This window comes from Pseudomonas sp. GT1P32, from assembly GCF_054897805.1.
The window spans coordinates 14093-30573 of sequence record NZ_CM142704.1 but is presented as its reverse complement, the minus strand read 5'-3'; the positions used below and the strand labels follow the sequence as shown (position 1 = coordinate 30573).

Here is a 16481-nt window from a genome sequence, read left to right as displayed (position 1 = left end):
TGCCAACCGCTCGACATAAGTCGCAATTCAATTCCGAGCAATCTTGTCATTTCCCAAGGCTTAAGGCAGGGTCGATACCACTGACATCTCTGCCAAAGGAGTCACTCCATGTCAAAGCTATATCCCAGTATCGATCCTGAGGGGCTGGTCGAGTACTCAGTGGTCTACACCGACCGCTCGCTCAACCACATGTCGCAGTCATTTCAAGGCGTGATGAAGAACATTTCCAGGACCCTGAAACAGGTCTACAACGCCCAGGCTGTTGCGGTGGTCCCGGGCAGCGGCACATTCGGCATGGAAGCGGTGGCGCGACAGTTTGCCACCGGCCAGCAATGCCTGGTGATACGCAACGGCTGGTTCAGTTATCGCTGGAGCCAGATCCTTGAGATGGGCAACATCCCGGCGGCCACCACGGTGCTGAAAGCCCGACCGGTCGACACGGGTCGCCAGGCTGCCTACGCCCCACCCCCTCTGGACGAAGTGCTGGCAGCCATTGCGGCGCAGAAGCCGCAGATTGTCTTCGCCCCCCACGTTGAAACCTCATCAGGGATTATCCTGCCCGACGAGTACCTGCGGGCCGTCGGCGACGCCGTGCATGCGGTGGGTGGCCTGTTTGTGCTGGACTGCATCGCCTCAGGCACGCTTTGGGTTGATATGCACAAATGCGCCGTCGACCTGCTGATCAGCGCACCGCAGAAAGGCTGGAGCGCTTCCCCTTGCTGCGCCCTGGTGATGTTCAGTTCCTTGGCCCTCGAGCGCATCGAACAGACGCAGAGCAGCAGCTTCGCCTGCGACCTGAAAAAGTGGCTTCAGATCATGCAGGCCTACGAACAGGGCGGATATGCCTACCATACGACCATGCCCAGCGATTCCCTCGCGCGATTCAACGAAGTGATGAAAGAGACGCAAGCCTACGGTTTCGACAAGGTCCGCAACGAACAACAGGCGCTGGGCGATCGGGTGCGCGCCATGTTGACCGGAAAAGGCATCAAAAGCGTGGCCGCAGCCGGCTTTCAGGCCCCTGGCGTCGTGGTGAGCTACACCGATGATGCCGACATCAAGAACGGCAAGAAATTTGCCAGCCACGGCCTACAGATTGCCGCCGGAGTGCCGTTGCAATGCGACGAGCCGGCCGACTTCCAGACCTTTCGCATCGGTCTGTTCGGACTCGAAAAGCTGCAAAATATCGAGCGCACGGTCAGCACCCTTGAGCAGGCACTGGATGAGGTGATGGAGAACTAAGCACTCATCTTGCCTGGGCACTGCCGGCCCATGGCGTTGATCTACGAATATGACGCTGGTCGTCCGGACGTCATGTCAGAACCACAAGGGAAAGCCCGTGCACGCGTCTTACTGACGCGTGCGCTCTTCAGCGCTATCCAGCTCATGACTTAGGCCCTCCAAGGCGGAAGAGCCCCTTCGAAAAGTGAAAAGGCTCGACTCAGGAAACTGTTGAAACGAACGGCATCACGACGCAGCCCTGCCTGTTGACCACCAATCAGGCACAGATGGGCCACCCGACCAATCACTTCTGCTTCGCCTGGCATAGGGACCAAGCGGCGGCACGTCCGTATCGCGAAGTCCAGTCGTCTTGTGTCAACACGCTGCTGAAACTCGCCTACCAACGGATCGTGCAGCGACCAGGCGCGGATGGAAACTTCCCGCCCAGGTTGTTTCTCAGCGGCAATACTCAAGTAGCGTTTCAAGATTTCGCCCGCGCTACGACCCTGCGCCGCATAAGCGAGCATGCGCTCCGTGTAGTCTTCTTCCCAAGCGGCCAGCAAGGTGCGGACAAAGTCTTCGCGATTGCGGAAATGGTGATAGAACGATCCACGGGTCACATTCAATCGGCGCGATAGACTCTCGGCCGAAACACCACTATGTCCTACTTGGTCGAGGGCCTCAAAACCAGCCGCGATCCAATGGTTGCGAGTTAATTTTCCCACCCGTTATTTCGCTCCATTTTTAGCGCCATACAGACTGTGTATGGCGCGCAACCGATTGATACGCTGCGAACACCAGCAAAGATAGCCGTTGCGTTTTGCACGCTAGCACTTTTCATGGAGCTCGCCTTGAAGAAAATCGTACTGGTTGCTTTCGACCAATTCACTGATATCGACCTATTCCTGATGTGGGACATTTTGGGTCGCAACACTGAGGACTGGCACGTCCGGATATTGGGTTCCAGCGCTATCGTGCGATCGGCGCATGGCCTGCCTGTTTCGGTGCACGGCCCGCTTTCCGAGGCCAATAGTGCCGACGCGGTATTGTTCGTCAGCGGCAAGGAAGGGATACCCGCTGCACTTGCCGCCCCGGATTTCCTGCCGTCGTTTGAACTTGACTCCAGACGCCAGCGGATCGGCTCCATATGCGCCGGAGCGTTCATTCTCGAACGGCTTGGGCTGCTCAGCGGCCAGGCAACTACACACCCGGATGCACGATCGAGCTTGCAAGCTCTGGGACTTGAGTCCGTGGACCAGCCTCTTGTTTGCCAGGGGAACGTTGCAACTGCTGGCGGATGCCTTTCGGCGCTCTATCTGGTGGGATGGTTGGTTGAATCCTGGTTCGATGTCGGCAAGCGCCGTGCGACGTTGCTCCCTGTTTTGCCAGCTGGGCAGCAAGAGCTCTATGATGCGTTGATCGGGCTCAGCATCCGACAAGGAGCGTTATACGACAGACCATCGCAACAAGAAACGCGACATGGCATGTCATCTAATTGGTAGTTGGAACTCAGGAGAGATCCCCGATGCCCCGAGAATTTGAGCTCATTATGTCCGTGCCAGTACCTTCGAGGTCCGGCATCACCCACCTTTACAAGTCGATGAACCTGGCGGACGCTTTTGCGATTCGGCTCCCGGCGGGCACCTCCAGCAATCCAGATGTGCTGGCTCGATTCATCCTTTCCCACCAGCCATCCTGGATCGGATGGCTCATGAAAGTCCGAGACACTATCGTTGCCTGTTTTGGTATCAAGACAGCCAAACATTTGGCAACGCTTGCTGATCGGATTCAAATCTTCAAGGTCTACAGCTCGAACCAGACTGAAATCGTGTTGGGAGAGGACGACAAGCACCTCGACTTCCGGATATCGATCCTGTGTTCTGGAGAGGCAGAGCCAGAAGGCAGTCGCCAACTCGTTTTTTCAACCGTGGTCCATTGCCACAACCGTCTAGGCCGGGCCTACATATTCGTTATTGCCCCATTCCACCGCTTGGTTGTTAAGGCCAGCCTCCTCCGTGCAGCGCGCATCGGTTGGCCTCTGGCTACCAGCTACGAAGGCTGAGAGCCATTGCTGATCCATTAGGCACGAGATCGCGTCACTTTGACGGTGCCACGCGGGTGCTGGATTTCAACGCAGATGCGCGATGAAGGAGCCAGGGGATGCCCTTAAATCTTCCTTATCCTCGCCACATTTTGTCTACCTGCTAACCGCCGCGAGCGCCACAAATAGCGGCCACCGTCGAAAACAAGCAAGCCCACCGCCATCCAGATTGGAAGGTACGTCATCCACTGCTCTGCCCTGATCTGTTCACCCAGGGCCAAGGCCACTGCGACCATCAATATCGGTTCAACATAACCCGGCAAACCGAACAGGCTGAACGGCAGGAGCTTGCCTGCAACGGTGTAGGCCATGAATGCGGCCGAACTGATGACCACCAACAAAACAGACGGCAACCGGAAACGTAAGAAGTATGTCAAACCAAAGGCCGCCGAGGTGTGCCGTGGCGAGTTTATGTCGCAACACGAAATACAAGGGAAACCCCAAGGCTACCAAGAGCGTCGACCATGAAATCGATGATCAGATGCAGAGCTGATCATCACATCCAACCCGACCACCACAGCCGCCAGCAAAACGCTGCACGCTGCATATCCTTTTCAGAAATGTCGCTCACTCTTCTAAATTGTCCCCCCCCAACGCGCCCCGTTTGCAACCTGCTTGCCCAAACCACACAAATTGTTGCGCCGGTCTACACTCACGCTTGAATTGGTGAAGACCAAGCGGTTTTTTGCCTACCTCAGTCAGTGAGAGCCGAGTAGACCGAAGATGGTCGGCTTTACATACAAGCCTTGGCAGTACCACTGCGATTTTTGGAGTCCCGCGTATGGATTACGTTGACGCTCTGCCAGTTGGCGCAAAGGTAGGCCTGTACACCATCGAGTCAGTGCTCGGCCAGGGGGGCTTCGGTATCGTGTACCGGGCGCAACATCCGGATCACGGTCGAGTTGCGCTGAAGGAGTTTTTTCCGAAGAGCCAAGCGAGCCGTGTGGCCGACGGCACGATTGTGCCCTCCACACCACGTTCGCAGGAAGCCTTCGCCAAGGGTGTGGAGCGACTGCTATCCGAAGGCGCTAAGCTCAAGACTTTCAGGCATCGCAATATCGTTAGGGTCATCGAAGTCTTTGAGCTGAACCGCACCGCCTACCTCGTGATGGAAGAGGTAGACGGCCAGACATTGCAGGCTGCGGTAGAAAGCGGATCGCTGGTTCCGGACAAGGCGATGGTTGAGGACTTCGCCAAACAGATGCTTGATGCCCTCGCCCTAGTCCATTCCAGTGGCCTCATCCACCGCGACCTTGCGCCAGATAACATCTTGGTAGACCTGAAGAGCGGAACGCCGTGCTTCGTGCTGATCGATTTCGGCGGCGCCAAGCGGATCGTCACCGACATCTCCGAAAGCTCGTCACGTCAGCTGACCAAGACCGGTTTCTCGGCGCCCGAGCAATACGGCTCGGAAAGCGTGGGCGGCGTTAAGGCGACACCGGCAACGGATATCTACGGTCTTGCCGCGATCCTCTATTGGCTGGTTAGTGGCAACAAGCCCATCGACGCGCCGAATCGTAGCATCGAGGACACGCTGGTTAAGTTGATCACCAACCGCTCTTGGGTGAAGGCCTACGGACGCAACTTTGTGTCTGGTGTTGACCATGGCCTGACACTACGTCCCGGCGGACGTCCAGCCAGCGCTGATGCTTTCCGAAAGGTACTCCAGGACGGCGTGAAAACAGGGAAGGAAAAAGGGATTTCTAAATGGTTGGTAGTCGCCAGCTTGCTGGTTTTAGTTAGTGCCGGTGCATGGGTCTATGTGGAACAGGATGCTGCGCGGGTAGCTGCTGAAGTGAGAGCCCAAAAAGAGAAGGCAGCTGCTGACCTGCTCGCCGAAAAAGAGAGAGTCAAAAAAGCGAAGGCAGATGCTGACCTGCTCGCTGAGCAAGAGAGAGTCAAAAAAGCGAAAGACGATGCTGACCGGCTCGCTGAGCAAGAGAGAATCAAAAAAGCGAAGGACGATGCTGACCGGCTCGCCGAGCAAGAGAGAATCAAAAAAGCGAAGGACGATGCTGACCGGCTCGCCGAGCAAGAGAGAATCAAAAAAGCGAAAGAAGAAGCTGACCGGCTCGCCGATGAAGAGAGGATGAAGGCACCAGTGTGCCGAACCATCAACGAGCAAAAGGAGAAGTGCGAAACGACTTACCGCACTCAAAAGATTTGCGAGCCAGAGTCCAGCACCGATACGGTCACAGCCAGCGGCATCGACTCGCTCTATGGATTCTTCCCCTCGAAGCAGGCTGCCGACAATGCGTGCAGTAGAGAGGCAAGGCAACGCCTCAGACATGAGCTTAGGCAGCAATGTAATAAAGGAACCCTGGGCAGCATTGATGCTTCCTGCGACTGCAACTACGATCGCTCATCACCTAGCGGTGCATCCTGCGACTACGAAGCTAGTGCCGACTGCGAAAGGACCAAGGACGTCTGCAGAAATAAACAAGTCCCTGAGGAGAAATGCTGGAAGGAAGATGTCCCTCGCGAAATTTGCGAACCGCGCGTACCGGAGCGTACATGAGCGAACCCGCCGAAATTTCCGCCACGATTGAGGGCTTCAACCGCCTACTGTCGGACAACCTGGGGCCAGAACTCCAGCGCCAGGAGATGGCCATCGAGGAGTTCCTGCGTGAGGCCCGGCAGGTCCGCGAAAGGCTGCATGCCACGATGGAGCACGTTGACGCGGAACTGACGGCACCCTTTGATGTAGCAGACGAGAACCTGAATCAGATTGAGGCGCTGCTCGACAGTCTCGTCATTCCCGCGCTCGAACAGGCAACGTCGCCGACGGCGGCACTATTCCAGACCGAGTCCGGCAAAGCTAGCAAGGGCGTCAATGACGTCAGGCATAGCTTTGGAGGGATACAACAGGCCCTATCGCAAGCGCATAAATCTAGCAAAGACGCTACAGCCGAGGCCGAGCGAGGTATAGGGGAAATAGTGCGTCAGCTCGAGATCGCCTGGCAGGCTCTGGACCAGGCGGTGCAGGTTGCGGTCAGCCTGCTCAATGAGGCCGGGGAGCGGATCGGAACAGAGGAGACAAGACTTGGGGACAGCCTCGGCGTATTGCAGCAGTTGGTCGAGCAGCGCCTCGACGTACTGCAGAGCCATGCCAACGAGTCCATGCAGCACGCCGATGCAGGCATCACGAAAATGAGCAACGACGCTAGCCGCGCAATAGACGACTTCTGCGGTAACGCAGGGGAAATCCTGGACAGCTTGTCTGCCACGGCGGAGAAAGTCTCGGAACTGTTCGACGGCGAAGCCGGTGAGTTGCTGGATAAGGTTCAAGATCTGCAGCAGGTGATCGAACAGATCAGACCTCTGCTCGAAGCGGTGAAACAATGGACGTAGCGCCATGAGCGAGATTATCGAGAGGGTCGAAGCTGCCGCCGCGAGACTCGCAGCCGAACAGCAGCGCATTGCTGCTTCCCTCACGGCGTTGGGCGAAATAACCCATCGCTTCGACGGTGATAGTTTGCAGGACGCCCAGGAGGCCCTTCCTGCGCTCGAAAGTGCGGTGCGCAATTTCGCCACCGAGGTGGGGAACCTGCCCGGTCATGCCGAGGACACCATCGAGCGAGAAATCAGTGCGATCAATACGGCAGCCTCGAACGCGCTCGGGGATCTATCGGCGCACTGGGCTGTTCTGGAAAAGGCACTGACGCAGTTGATCGAAGAACTGGACCGACTCCTGGAACCGGTCACCGGACAACTGAGTGCCTTTCCCGAGTTGCTCGAAATCCATCAGGGGCAGTTACTGGCCGGCAACAACGAACTGGTCGCGGCGACCGAAGGCACTCGCGGCGCCTTGGAAGGCACAGTCGCCAACCACGTCAATCAATCGGTCCAGGACCTGGAAAGGGTTCTCCAGCAGATGCAGCAGTATGCGCGAGAGGGCCTCAGCACCCGTTTGGAGAGCCTTGTCGGCAATGCTCAGGACCAGTTGCAGAGGTCTTTCGCCGACCTGTCTCAGCTCGCCGACCGCGGTGGCCAGGACTTGCAGCACGTAGCGCAGGCCGCCTTCAACGCTTTCGGAGACGAGATCCTGCGAGCGCTTGAGCAGAAGCTGCCGGACGCGCAGCGAGAGTTGATTGAGCACGCGGCCCATGCACTTGGTGTGGAAATCATCGAGGGCATCACGATGTCTACTCTCGGTGCCGAGATCTCGACCGCGTTGTCGCCCTACCTGGCGTACATGATCGCGGTGAAGGAAGCGCTGGAATTGCTGCTCGAAGCGATCCGCATCTTCAAGAATCCGCTCGGGGATATTATTTGATGTCAGAGCATTCAGGTGCAACAGAGGCCGGCGAAACCCTAGTGACCGAGCTCGAGAGGCTCGTGCTCCAAACGGCGTCCCTCGCCGACTTGGTCGAGGAGATCCGGACCACCACCTTGGACTTTGAGCAGATGGTGCACGCCTCCCTCCGCGAACTGGACAGCGAAGTGAGCCATGCGGTGCAGCAAGCCACCGGCTGGGCACACAGCGCGCAGACAGCTGTCATCGAGCTGTCCAAGGGGCTCGACACCCTATCCCACGACATTCGTGCCCAAGCAGTGCAACTGACCCGCTCAGTGGCTGATGAAATTAGCCAGGCCATCGACCAGCAGGCCAGGTCTGTGAACGACAACGAAAAGCTTGCGGGAGATGCCGTCAAAGCGCTGGACGGCGAGCTCCAGACGCTGATCTCCACACTGCGCACCCGGCTCAGCGAAATCACCCAACTGTGGGTGGAGGCGCACGGCGCCAACCAGGCTTTCCACCAGCAGGCCATGCAGATGTCGCAGGAGTTCGCCGACCAGCTCGCCGGCGCCATGGACGAGGCCCGGACTGCGGGTGACGCCTTCGCTGCCGGCCTGGAGCAGGAAGTTTTCGTTCCGGTCGAGCAAGCCCTTGCCGAGCTCGACGAGCTGATGCGGTCACTGGGCACAAGGCTTTTCGACGAAGGGCTCTTGTCCCTCGGCGGCACGGTGGAAGACGCGGTACGCAATGAGGTCAGCGAGCTCATCAATCAGGCGATCGATACCATCAAGCAGGTGGTCAAGGAGAAGATCGATGAAATCCTCGAGCAACGTGACCGCTCGGACCCCGAGCGCAAGGCCCTAGAGGCTATCTTCAACACCTTGCAGAGCCTGCTCGGCACACTCGAGGAAAAGTTGGATGCGGTGAAAGAAATTAGGGCGATCGTTGGAACCTGAGGTGGAAGCACGATGAGTACCAATGTGATGGCTGTCCTTGAGAATGCGCGCGCTCGTCTGGTCGCCACGCAGCAGCGCGCACAGGAAGTCGAAGCACACGCGCGACGTATCCTGGAGCTCTTGGAGCACGAGGCCGCTGCCTGGCACGAGGCCATCGAATATGACCGGGAGCATACCGAAGGTGTGACCGACCGTCTCTCCGGGAGATGGGGACATCTCGAACAACGGATCGCCTCCCTGGCCGGGCGCGCGAAACAAGACTGGAACGCACTGGAGCAAGGCTTCGGCGAGCACTGGCAGACGATGCACGAGCACTGGGCGGCCTGCGCCGGCAATCTCCTTGCAGTGCAGGAGGCGCTTGCGGAACATCAGCAGCATTGCCAGGCGAGCGCAGCGGACCATCGTCAGTTCACCGAATCGCACGACAAGACCCTGCAAGGCGCGGGCACGACGGTCGTGGAAACCGCGATCAGAGGAAGCCCAGTCCTGGGCGCCATGGTGTCAACCAAGGCAACTGAAAGCCAACAGGCAATCGACGAATCGATCAGGCACTACGCGGAGCATAGCCGGGCTACCGCAGAAAACGCCCGTGCACGGCAGCAGGCAGCTATCCAGCAGGTGGCCGATCGCTGGTCCGATTTCGATTCCCGGACCACTCGGGATCAGGGTGATTTGGAGACCGGCATCGGCGTGCAGATCGATAGACTCAAGCAGGCCGCAGGCGCGGCGCGGGACGGCCTGGAGCGGGCGACAGAGACGATCGGCAACGTGACCTCTACGCTGGTGAAGGGCGCGGATGATGTCGTTGACGCGCTCAATGTGACCAACGTCGGTCTGAAAACCGCCGTCGGTATAGTCCAGTCCAGCGTCGACATCTGCGAAGAGGTAATCGACACATGGAACAACTGAGGGCCTGTCGTGACCCGTAGCCCCCAGACCGGCATTATCGGCTCGGGCGGCCATCACTGGGCTGCTTTTTCGGAGCTCGGCGCGCGCCAGCGCAATGAAGACCGATGGGACTTACGCCAGGGCCCCGGGGGCATCACTCTCTGGGTGTTGGCCGACGGTGTGGGCGGGCACGACGATGGTGACGTGGCTGCAGAGGCTGGCGTAAAAGCCTTCCTGGATACAGCGTCTGCCCACGGAGACCCCGAAATTGCCGTGCTCAAGGGAATCGCCGCTGCGAGGGTGGCCGTCGGTGCCCTGCGCGGCGAGGGAGTCGGTGACCGAGCACCTTCCTCGACGCTCGTCGGCTTAGCCATGCTGGGGCGCACAGGCTTTGTCTGCCATGCGGGCGACAGCGTGCTGTTCCAGTTCCGCAATGGCCGACTGATCCATCGCACTCGTGACCATAACGTGCGAGAGTTGAAGCGCGCCGTCAGCGGCCTCGTCCCGCTGTCCGCGGCGGACGATCCCGATGCCTCGAAGCTGACGCGATCCCTCGGTGATCCGCTGGAAGAAAACATGGAGGATACCGTCAGCCGGCTGAAGCTCCGCCAGAACGACCTTCTGCTGCTCTGCTCGGACGGCATCTCACAGCAGATTCCGGAGGACGACCCTGGTGCTTGGGCGGCCGGGGCCCGGGACGAGGTTACCCTACTCGATCTCGCCCGGCAGACCGTTGTGGCCGCCAACAACCCACGGCAGGACAACTACACAGCGGTCGCGATTCGTGTTGGCCAAATAGACTTGGGAGCCAGCGGTGCTTGGTTCCAGAGCTACTGGCCACTACTTACTGCCGCGCTCGCCTTCGTCGTGCTGGTCGCCGCCCTGACTATTCAGGGCGTACTGAAGGATGACAATTCGCGGCCTGCTCAATACTCGCCTGATCCTGACCCCACCAGGAATGCTCCTGCCCCGTTAATAGGCGACGCAGGGAAGACGACGGATAGAAGCGTAGACCAGACGGGACCTGCACCGGTCGAATCGGTCCCCCTCCCCCCACTTGTAGTGTCCCCAAAACAGCCCTGTCGAACGGTCTACGAAACCCATAAGGAATGCACTGTGGAGCAGCGGACAACTTCGCGCTGCCGTCGCGATACTGGAGTAGAACTGAAGTACGAGAACTCCTGGCCGATCAACGACAGTGCCACGACGCAATCCGAAGCCGAAAGAATCTGCCGGGCAAAGGCGCATGACTTCGTCCGTCCCAGGTTCCGTGAGGAATGCGACAGCACACTCGGCGACGTCACGATTCGCTGCGATTGTGCATGGGGGGACGGGGCGGCCGCCATCCATCGCTGCCTTGTTGCGGCACGTGCCCAATGCCATTCCATCCGCGAAGTATGCGAGGAAGTCACTTTTCCGCTTGAGCAATGCCATCCAGTGCAAATAAAAAGGGAGGTTTGCGACTGATCATGCAGAAGGGACTATCGGCTGTCAGCACCCCGTCGGTCTCCAGCGCCTGGAAAGGTGTGGACGACACTCTGAAATTACTCGAGAAGATGGCGAATCTCCTCAAACCGCTGCACCGGGACGCCGAGGTGGCTGGCCTCGCAAGGCAATTAAGGCTCCGGCGTCAGCAGCCGCTCTATGTCTTCCACGCTGATGCGGCGGATGCATCAGCCGACTTGGAGGAAGTCGAACTGCCCGGCGCCGCAGGCCCCGTAATGGCGCACCGGGTCCGGCCTGGCGTCTTGTTGCTCGACGACCGTTCCGGTCTCGGCTTGCGGCGTCATTTCTGCGACGTTAGCTTGCGCGACACCGCGGCCCCCATGACGGAGCATCGTGCGACGACGCCCCTGCTCTGCGACACCTTGCCCGACAGTGACGCGGATGCCGCTCTGGCAGCATTCGGCGCTGCACGCCAAGCCTGGTTTTCCCTGGACGAACTGCAGCGTATCGTTAGCCGCGAGCTGGAAGCTCTCGATCGCCTGATCGATAAACTCAAGGTCAGCACGCCCTCGCCCACTGATCCAGACGAGGACTCCAACTACCTCGCCCGCCTTGGCATGCTAGTGGCCGATCTACTCCAGGAAGAGCGAGACCGGTCGCGCGATCGCGAGACCGCGCAACGGAACTTCCAGCTTATCGTCCATCAGGTCGTGGAGCAGATCGGCACCGACGCTTTTACACAGGAGATCAAGGCGAGCGCAATCGACCGTTTCCGCCCGCGCTGGCTGCGCGACGTGTTCGGCAAGACCTCTGTCGAAGTGCGGCTCAACGACGAGGCAATCAACCACTTGGTCGTAACCATTGACCAGGCAGCGCACCGCGCTGCGGACGAGAGAATCCGCGGAATTGCCCGTCGCATCAACAAGCTTGATTCCGGCCGATTCTCTCGGCGCTTCGGCCAAGACGCCGAACACTGGCTGCAGCCGTCTGCGTCTCGCTCCGGACCGTCGCAAACCATACACGAAGCGATCGCCACGGCGGGCCGGGGGTTCCACTTCAAGTTCGAGCGGCTGGGCATAGTCAACCGCCTCATGCGTGCTCGCATGGAAATCGCCGGGTTGTTCATGCTCGTATTCCTCGGCCTATCGGTTTTCACGGAGCAAGCTACCGCCTTGCGCAAGCCGGTCACCTTGGGGGCCCTTGTTCTGGCGCTGATTATTACTGTCGTCTCGTACTTCACCTCGAGGGCCCTGGAGGAGGAACGCCTGCAGGAGGAAATGGAGAGCCTGCGTGAGCTGCTTTCGAAGGCGGGTATGGAGGCGGCAGCCCGCTGCTATGGCGACGTGCTGGAGGACACTATGTCCCGAGTAGAGGAGATCGCCAACGAGATCAAGTCGCACCAGGGCGCACAGTCTAGTGGGCGTAGCAGCAGGACAGTTAGCGCACCGAGCGTCATCGCGATCTTGTCCAACCTGAAGACTGAGCTCTCACGGGAACTTAACAATCCCACTGGCGGCTCGACATATATCAAGCAACAACTCGAACAACTAATCGGCCCCGGCGGCAGCTTGAGGACGGCACTTCGATGATCGATCTACACATACATTTTGGCAAAAAGGCGGAAGCGAGCCTGCTGTTCGAAAGTACCACTGCCGTTCGAATGAAGCTTTCTCTCCCGTTAGCCCCCTGGGATCCCGCACTGGACATCCACGATGTAATCAGCGCCTTGGAAACCCTAAAGGGACACGTGCTGGAATTCACCGGCCGTCTTCCGGACCGTCTCACCGTCCATCGTCCGCCGAGACTCCCATTGCCGTTGCTGGAGCGCTTGGAGGCGGCTTCCTTTGCTGCGGGCTTCAATCAGTTCGAGCCAGTCGATCTCGGCGATTTAGCTAAGGTACTTTCCTCCTCGGAACCCAGCACTCTGCTACTGATCCACGCATCTCGGGAGATGATCTCTGGAGTGACATTGTCGACTGATGCACGCGGTGCGACCTTCGTCCGCGAGGCAGTCGCCGCCGTAGATGAAGTCACTTTAGAGAATAGGATGCTTACGGCACTGAAACGGGAATCCGCCTCGCCGGCGGCCTGCCCCCTCCCCCCGCTACACGAACTGATAGGGCGCTACTGGGGGGCGTGTGAGCCCCAGTGGTCGTTCGATATGCGGGAATGGACTTCGCTCGGCTGGGCCACCGCGACATTTGGCAGCGCCGATGCAACAGCAATCGACGAAGTGACGGCAGACGCTTTGCGCAAACTGCTCGGTGAATTGGCGCCAGCATCTGGGGCGGAAGTCGCCCTGATCGGAGAAGGGGCGCCACGCCTGTCCGAACTCATCAAAGACTTATCGCCGGGACTGCGGATCGTCTCGCCATCTGTCACCGGCATCGTCGACGCCATGATCGCGCGCAGCCGGTCATTTAATTCGGCCGCCGCACGCCAAGGCACCGTTGCGGAGAAACCAGGAATACGCTTGGTGTTTGATCCGCACACAGATCTTGAATCCAAGGCGATGCCCACGAAGCGCGACAGCACTGCCGTTCGTGTTGCTTGCGAGGCGGGCAAGCACTATCGCCTGAATCATATCCCGGCGAAATGGCACCGCATCGGTTTTGGCCTCGAAATCCAGCTAGCCGAGCCGGCTGAGCATTTGCAGGTGTTTAAGGATCAGATCAGCGTGGAACTGCGAACCTTCTCCGTTCTGATCTGCTCTCGTTGGCCTTCCGCCTCCAGCCTATTGCTCTCGATAGTGATACCGGAAATCGGATCTTCGGCACTCATCGTTTTTCGCGCAGGACGAGAACCAGAGGTTACGTACTATCCAGTCAAATAAACAGTGCGCGAACGATGCAGTGCGACTCAGAACATGGTTCAGCGCGCGCGGATGCATGCAATAGTTACAAGGGGTATAACTAACAGAACAAAAGGCGGGGCACCCAGAATAGGCCCTCCAAAGGCAGCGCCCGGACCAAGCGTCCCAGGCCTGATCGGCGCCTGCGGCGCGGAGCGATGTGATGAGTTCCAGAGCATGGCGATGGGCTCGCAAGAGCCTTCTTGGCTGCATCGAGCTGGCCTTGCTGGTCGCTCCACTGTGCGCCAGCGCCATGTTCAAGTGCCAAGCCAGGGACGGAGCCATCAGCTACACCAGCCAAGCCATCGCCAGCGCCCGCTGCACTCGCCTGAATGGCATGGCGGGCGCCGGTGTCGGCGCCAAGGCAAAGGCACTGGCACAGCTTGTGCGGGACGACAACTCAGGTGCGGTGCGGATTCGGGTGTGGACCTTCATCCACAAGGGTATTCGTCAATATGTGAGCCGGCGCCCCGTCGGGATCTCCGCACGGGTCGATGTCCTTGAGCTCTATTACATCAAGGGCTGCTATCTGTGCATGGCACCGAAGGATTTCAAGATCGCCTCACTGCGCCTGGACACCCATTCCTATCGGCGGGAGATCGAAGCCGCTTCGGGTCATTATGGTGTCGACAGGGCGCTGATCCGCGCAGTGATACATGCCGAATCAGCGTTTCGCCCCAACGCCATTTCCGAAGCCGGCGCCCAAGGGTTGATGCAGTTGATGCCCGCCACCGCCGAGCGCTTCGCCGTGGACGATCCGTTCGATGCACGACAGAACATTCGTGGCGGCGTGCGCTACCTGGCCTGGCTGCTCAAGCGCTTCAACGGCAACCAGGTGCTGGCGTTGGCAGGTTACAACGCCGGCGAAGCGTCCGTGGTCGAGTACAACGGGGTGCCTCCCTATGCCGAGACGCATTCCTACGTCACCCTCGTGCAGTCCTTGACCGAACGCTATCGCAACCATCGCTAGTACCGTAGGGCGCATAACCCGGAATAGGTAATTCACCGGCCCCTCCACGGCGGATAACGCTGGCGCGCTCGATCAATACGCAGAGCGGAGAATGGCTTAACCGAACTTCCACGCTAACCGGTTGAATCCACGGCCGATTGCAGTCCTTGCTGGCTATCAGCAATCAACCAAAAATAGACACTTGGTTAGCACAACTTTCGCGCATTCAGCCGAATCTGAAACGCGTCGATTCAGTGACTTCGGAGAAGGTAAGGGCAGGATTTAACCCGCCCTCCCCCGGTTGCCTAACCTCGCAGGAAAGCGAGCAAATCGGCGTTGATCGTATCGGCGTTCGTTGTAGGCATTCCGTGTGGGTAGCCCAAGTAGGTTTTCAACGTGCTGTTCTGCAAGAGTCTGGCTGACAAGAGTCCGGAGTTTTCATAAGGCACGATCTGATCATCATCACCATGCATCACCAGCACGGGGATCTTGATGCTCTTCAGATCGTCGGTAAAGTCGGTCTGGGAAAAGGCTACGATCCCGTCGTAATGTGCCTTTGCACAGCCCATCATGCCTTGGCGCCACCAGTTCAGGATGATGCCTTCAGACGGTTTGGCGCCTGGGCGGTTGTAACCGTAGAAAGGTCCCGCTGGAACGTCGTGGTAGAACTGTGCACGGTTGGCTTTGAGCTGTGCCTGCAAGTCATCGAAAACCGACTTCGGCAAGCCACCTGGATTAGCCGGTGTCTGAACCATCAGCGGAGGCACGGCGCTGATGATGGCGGCCTTGGACACTCGGTCTTCGCCGTGGCGAGCAATGTAATGAATGACTTCACCACCGCCGGTGGAGTGCCCCACGTGGGCTGCTCCCTGCACGCCAAGATGGTCGACTACGGCCGCGACGTCATCAGCATAGTGATCCATGTCGTGCCCGTCCCAGACCTGGCTGGATCGCCCATGACCGCGTCGGTCGTGTGCAACCACCCGGTAGCCGTTCGCCAGGAAAAATAGCATTTGCGCATCCCAGTCGTCCGCGCTGAGCGGCCATCCGTGATGGAAAAAGACCACTGGGGCATCGCGTGGTCCCCAGTCTTTATAAAAGATCTCAACACCGTCCTGCGTAGTGACATAACCCATGTTCGCATCTCCCGAATGAAATGGAGGCCAAGACCGGAATCGTGTCCTGATCGTGCCCCTTGTTGAACAAGTGCAGCTCACCCCATAGGCGGTTCTGAGACGGGTCCTGGTCCGGCTTTCGCCTATCCCTGCATTCCATGGCGTTTGAGCAACGCATGACATCCGCGCTGCTTGGCCACCAAATCACTTAGGTTTAAAGTCAACTTTAAGGTCAATGGTTTTGGGGGGAATATGAGAATAGGCGAACTGGCGAAAATCAGCGGATTGCCGCCTTCACGTATTCGTTTCTACGAAACGAGCGGCCTGATTAAATCTGTCGTGCGCAAAGCCAATGGGTATCGGGACTACGCACCTGACACGGAGTGGGTTCTGGAGATCATCACGGGCGCTCAGGCGGCGGGTTTTTCATTGGAAGAAATCCGACAATTACTGCCGATGAATGCGAACGATTGGCAGCATGAAGAGTTGCTCAGCGGGCTCAAACGCAAGGTTGAGGAAATCGAAGTCCTGCAGCAACGGCTGGCCCAGAATAAAGCACAACTTCTTCTGGTTATCGAGGGCATTGAAAGCAAGCCTGAAGGCATGGGTTGCGTGGACAACACGCAGTTGTTATTGCATCGTCTGCGCGAGGAAGGTGTGGCGGCAGCAACACGCGGCCGTGATTCTGCATCGTCCAAGTAAAGCGTCCCCTGT

15 protein-coding genes and 1 pseudogene are annotated in these 16481 nt (G+C 58.7%); 13 read left to right on the top strand and 3 right to left on the bottom strand.

All coding sequences use genetic code 11. From position 1 onward, the window contains the following. Positions 1-108 precede the first annotated feature (108 nt). Positions 109-1242, top strand: coding sequence for an alanine--glyoxylate aminotransferase family protein (locus ACYZUC_RS00150; protein ID WP_461992560.1), 1134 nt, complete (start codon positions 109-111; stop codon positions 1240-1242). 149 nt (positions 1243-1391) lie between these two features. Here ACYZUC_RS00150 and ACYZUC_RS00145 read toward each other — a convergent pair whose 3' ends face one another. Further along, positions 1392-1946: a TetR/AcrR family transcriptional regulator gene (locus ACYZUC_RS00145; protein WP_461992558.1), complete on the bottom strand. Its 555-nt coding sequence runs from the start codon at positions 1944-1946 to the stop codon at positions 1392-1394. Positions 1947-2072: 126 nt separating this feature from the next. On the opposite strand from ACYZUC_RS00145, the gene ACYZUC_RS00140 reads away from it, so the two are divergent. Both ACYZUC_RS00140 and ACYZUC_RS00135 read left to right on the top strand, forming a co-directional pair. Continuing rightward, positions 2073-2723 (top strand): DJ-1/PfpI family protein, encoded by a 651-nt coding sequence (locus ACYZUC_RS00140; RefSeq protein WP_461992556.1) that lies wholly within the window; start codon positions 2073-2075, stop codon positions 2721-2723. A gap of 23 nt (positions 2724-2746) precedes the next feature. Further along, entirely contained in the window at positions 2747-3283 is a 537-nt protein-coding gene (locus ACYZUC_RS00135; RefSeq protein WP_461992554.1) for a DUF2867 domain-containing protein, read from the top strand. Positions 3284-3387: 104 nt separating this feature from the next. Here ACYZUC_RS00135 and ACYZUC_RS00130 read toward each other — a convergent pair. After that, positions 3388-3796 (bottom strand): annotated as a pseudogene (locus ACYZUC_RS00130) (EamA family transporter); the annotation flags it as partial. Positions 3797-4103: 307 nt separating this feature from the next. Here ACYZUC_RS00130 and ACYZUC_RS00125 point away from each other — a divergent pair. From ACYZUC_RS00125 to ACYZUC_RS00085, 9 genes are all read left to right on the top strand, one after another. Continuing rightward, positions 4104-5840, top strand: a complete 1737-nt coding sequence (locus ACYZUC_RS00125; RefSeq protein WP_461992552.1) for a serine/threonine protein kinase — start codon at positions 4104-4106, stop codon at positions 5838-5840. Continuing rightward, positions 5837-6673 (top strand): hypothetical protein, encoded by an 837-nt coding sequence (locus ACYZUC_RS00120; protein WP_461992550.1) that lies wholly within the window; start codon positions 5837-5839, stop codon positions 6671-6673. Before ACYZUC_RS00125 ends, ACYZUC_RS00120 begins: the two co-directional genes overlap by 4 nt. Positions 6674-6677: 4 nt before the next feature. Continuing rightward, on the top strand, positions 6678-7598 hold the full coding sequence (locus ACYZUC_RS00115) for a hypothetical protein (RefSeq protein WP_461992548.1): 921 nt from the start codon (positions 6678-6680) through the stop codon (positions 7596-7598). Further along, entirely contained in the window at positions 7598-8518 is a 921-nt protein-coding gene (locus ACYZUC_RS00110) for a hypothetical protein (RefSeq protein WP_461992546.1), read from the top strand. The genes ACYZUC_RS00115 and ACYZUC_RS00110 overlap by 1 nt, the downstream gene beginning before the upstream one ends. A 12-nt stretch (positions 8519-8530) precedes the next feature. Continuing rightward, positions 8531-9427 (top strand): hypothetical protein, encoded by an 897-nt coding sequence (locus ACYZUC_RS00105; protein ID WP_461992544.1) that lies wholly within the window; start codon positions 8531-8533, stop codon positions 9425-9427. A 9-nt stretch (positions 9428-9436) separates the two neighbouring features. Further along, the gene (locus ACYZUC_RS00100) at positions 9437-10873 is read left to right on the top strand and encodes a PP2C family protein-serine/threonine phosphatase (protein ID WP_461992542.1); all 1437 of its coding nucleotides are present in this window, start codon (positions 9437-9439) and stop codon (positions 10871-10873) included. 59 nt (positions 10874-10932) lie between these two features. Continuing rightward, entirely contained in the window at positions 10933-12441 is a 1509-nt protein-coding gene (locus ACYZUC_RS00095; RefSeq protein ID WP_461992540.1) for a hypothetical protein, read from the top strand. Continuing rightward, positions 12438-13685 carry a hypothetical protein gene (locus ACYZUC_RS00090; RefSeq protein ID WP_461992538.1) on the top strand — a complete coding sequence of 416 codons (1248 nt, stop codon included), beginning with the start codon at positions 12438-12440 and terminating at the stop codon, positions 13683-13685. The genes ACYZUC_RS00095 and ACYZUC_RS00090 overlap by 4 nt, the downstream gene beginning before the upstream one ends. A gap of 181 nt (positions 13686-13866) precedes the next feature. Next, a complete protein-coding gene (locus ACYZUC_RS00085) occupies positions 13867-14673 on the top strand; it encodes a lytic transglycosylase domain-containing protein (protein ID WP_461992536.1) in 807 nt (268 codons plus the stop codon). A gap of 284 nt (positions 14674-14957) precedes the next feature. Here ACYZUC_RS00085 and ACYZUC_RS00080 read toward each other — a convergent pair whose 3' ends face one another. Beyond that, positions 14958-15788, bottom strand: coding sequence for an alpha/beta fold hydrolase (locus tag ACYZUC_RS00080; protein WP_461992534.1), 831 nt, complete (start codon positions 15786-15788; stop codon positions 14958-14960). A gap of 231 nt (positions 15789-16019) precedes the next feature. Between ACYZUC_RS00080 and ACYZUC_RS00075 the strand changes: the two genes are divergently transcribed. Then, entirely contained in the window at positions 16020-16469 is a 450-nt protein-coding gene (locus tag ACYZUC_RS00075; protein ID WP_461996788.1) for a MerR family transcriptional regulator, read from the top strand. Positions 16470-16481: the final 12 nt, after the last annotated feature.

What these genes read in the sequence shown, in the direction of transcription:
- ACYZUC_RS00150 (WP_461992560.1), top strand. Translation starts at nt 109, where the DNA reads ATGTCAAAGCTATATCCCAGTATCGATCCTGAGGGGCTGGTCGAGTAC.
- ACYZUC_RS00135 (WP_461992554.1), top strand. Translation starts at nt 2,747, where the DNA reads ATGCCCCGAGAATTTGAGCTCATTATGTCCGTGCCAGTACCTTCGAGG.
- ACYZUC_RS00125 (WP_461992552.1), top strand. Translation starts at nt 4,104, where the DNA reads ATGGATTACGTTGACGCTCTGCCAGTTGGCGCAAAGGTAGGCCTGTAC.
- ACYZUC_RS00120 (WP_461992550.1), top strand. Translation starts at nt 5,837, where the DNA reads ATGAGCGAACCCGCCGAAATTTCCGCCACGATTGAGGGCTTCAACCGC.
- ACYZUC_RS00115 (WP_461992548.1), top strand. Translation starts at nt 6,678, where the DNA reads ATGAGCGAGATTATCGAGAGGGTCGAAGCTGCCGCCGCGAGACTCGCA.
- ACYZUC_RS00110 (WP_461992546.1), top strand. Translation starts at nt 7,598, where the DNA reads ATGTCAGAGCATTCAGGTGCAACAGAGGCCGGCGAAACCCTAGTGACC.
- ACYZUC_RS00105 (WP_461992544.1), top strand. Translation starts at nt 8,531, where the DNA reads ATGAGTACCAATGTGATGGCTGTCCTTGAGAATGCGCGCGCTCGTCTG.
- ACYZUC_RS00090 (WP_461992538.1), top strand. Translation starts at nt 12,438, where the DNA reads ATGATCGATCTACACATACATTTTGGCAAAAAGGCGGAAGCGAGCCTG.
- ACYZUC_RS00085 (WP_461992536.1), top strand. Translation starts at nt 13,867, where the DNA reads ATGAGTTCCAGAGCATGGCGATGGGCTCGCAAGAGCCTTCTTGGCTGC.
- ACYZUC_RS00080 (WP_461992534.1), bottom strand. Translation starts at nt 15,788, where the DNA reads ATGGGTTATGTCACTACGCAGGACGGTGTTGAGATCTTTTATAAAGAC.
- ACYZUC_RS00075 (WP_461996788.1), top strand. Translation starts at nt 16,020, where the DNA reads ATGAGAATAGGCGAACTGGCGAAAATCAGCGGATTGCCGCCTTCACGT.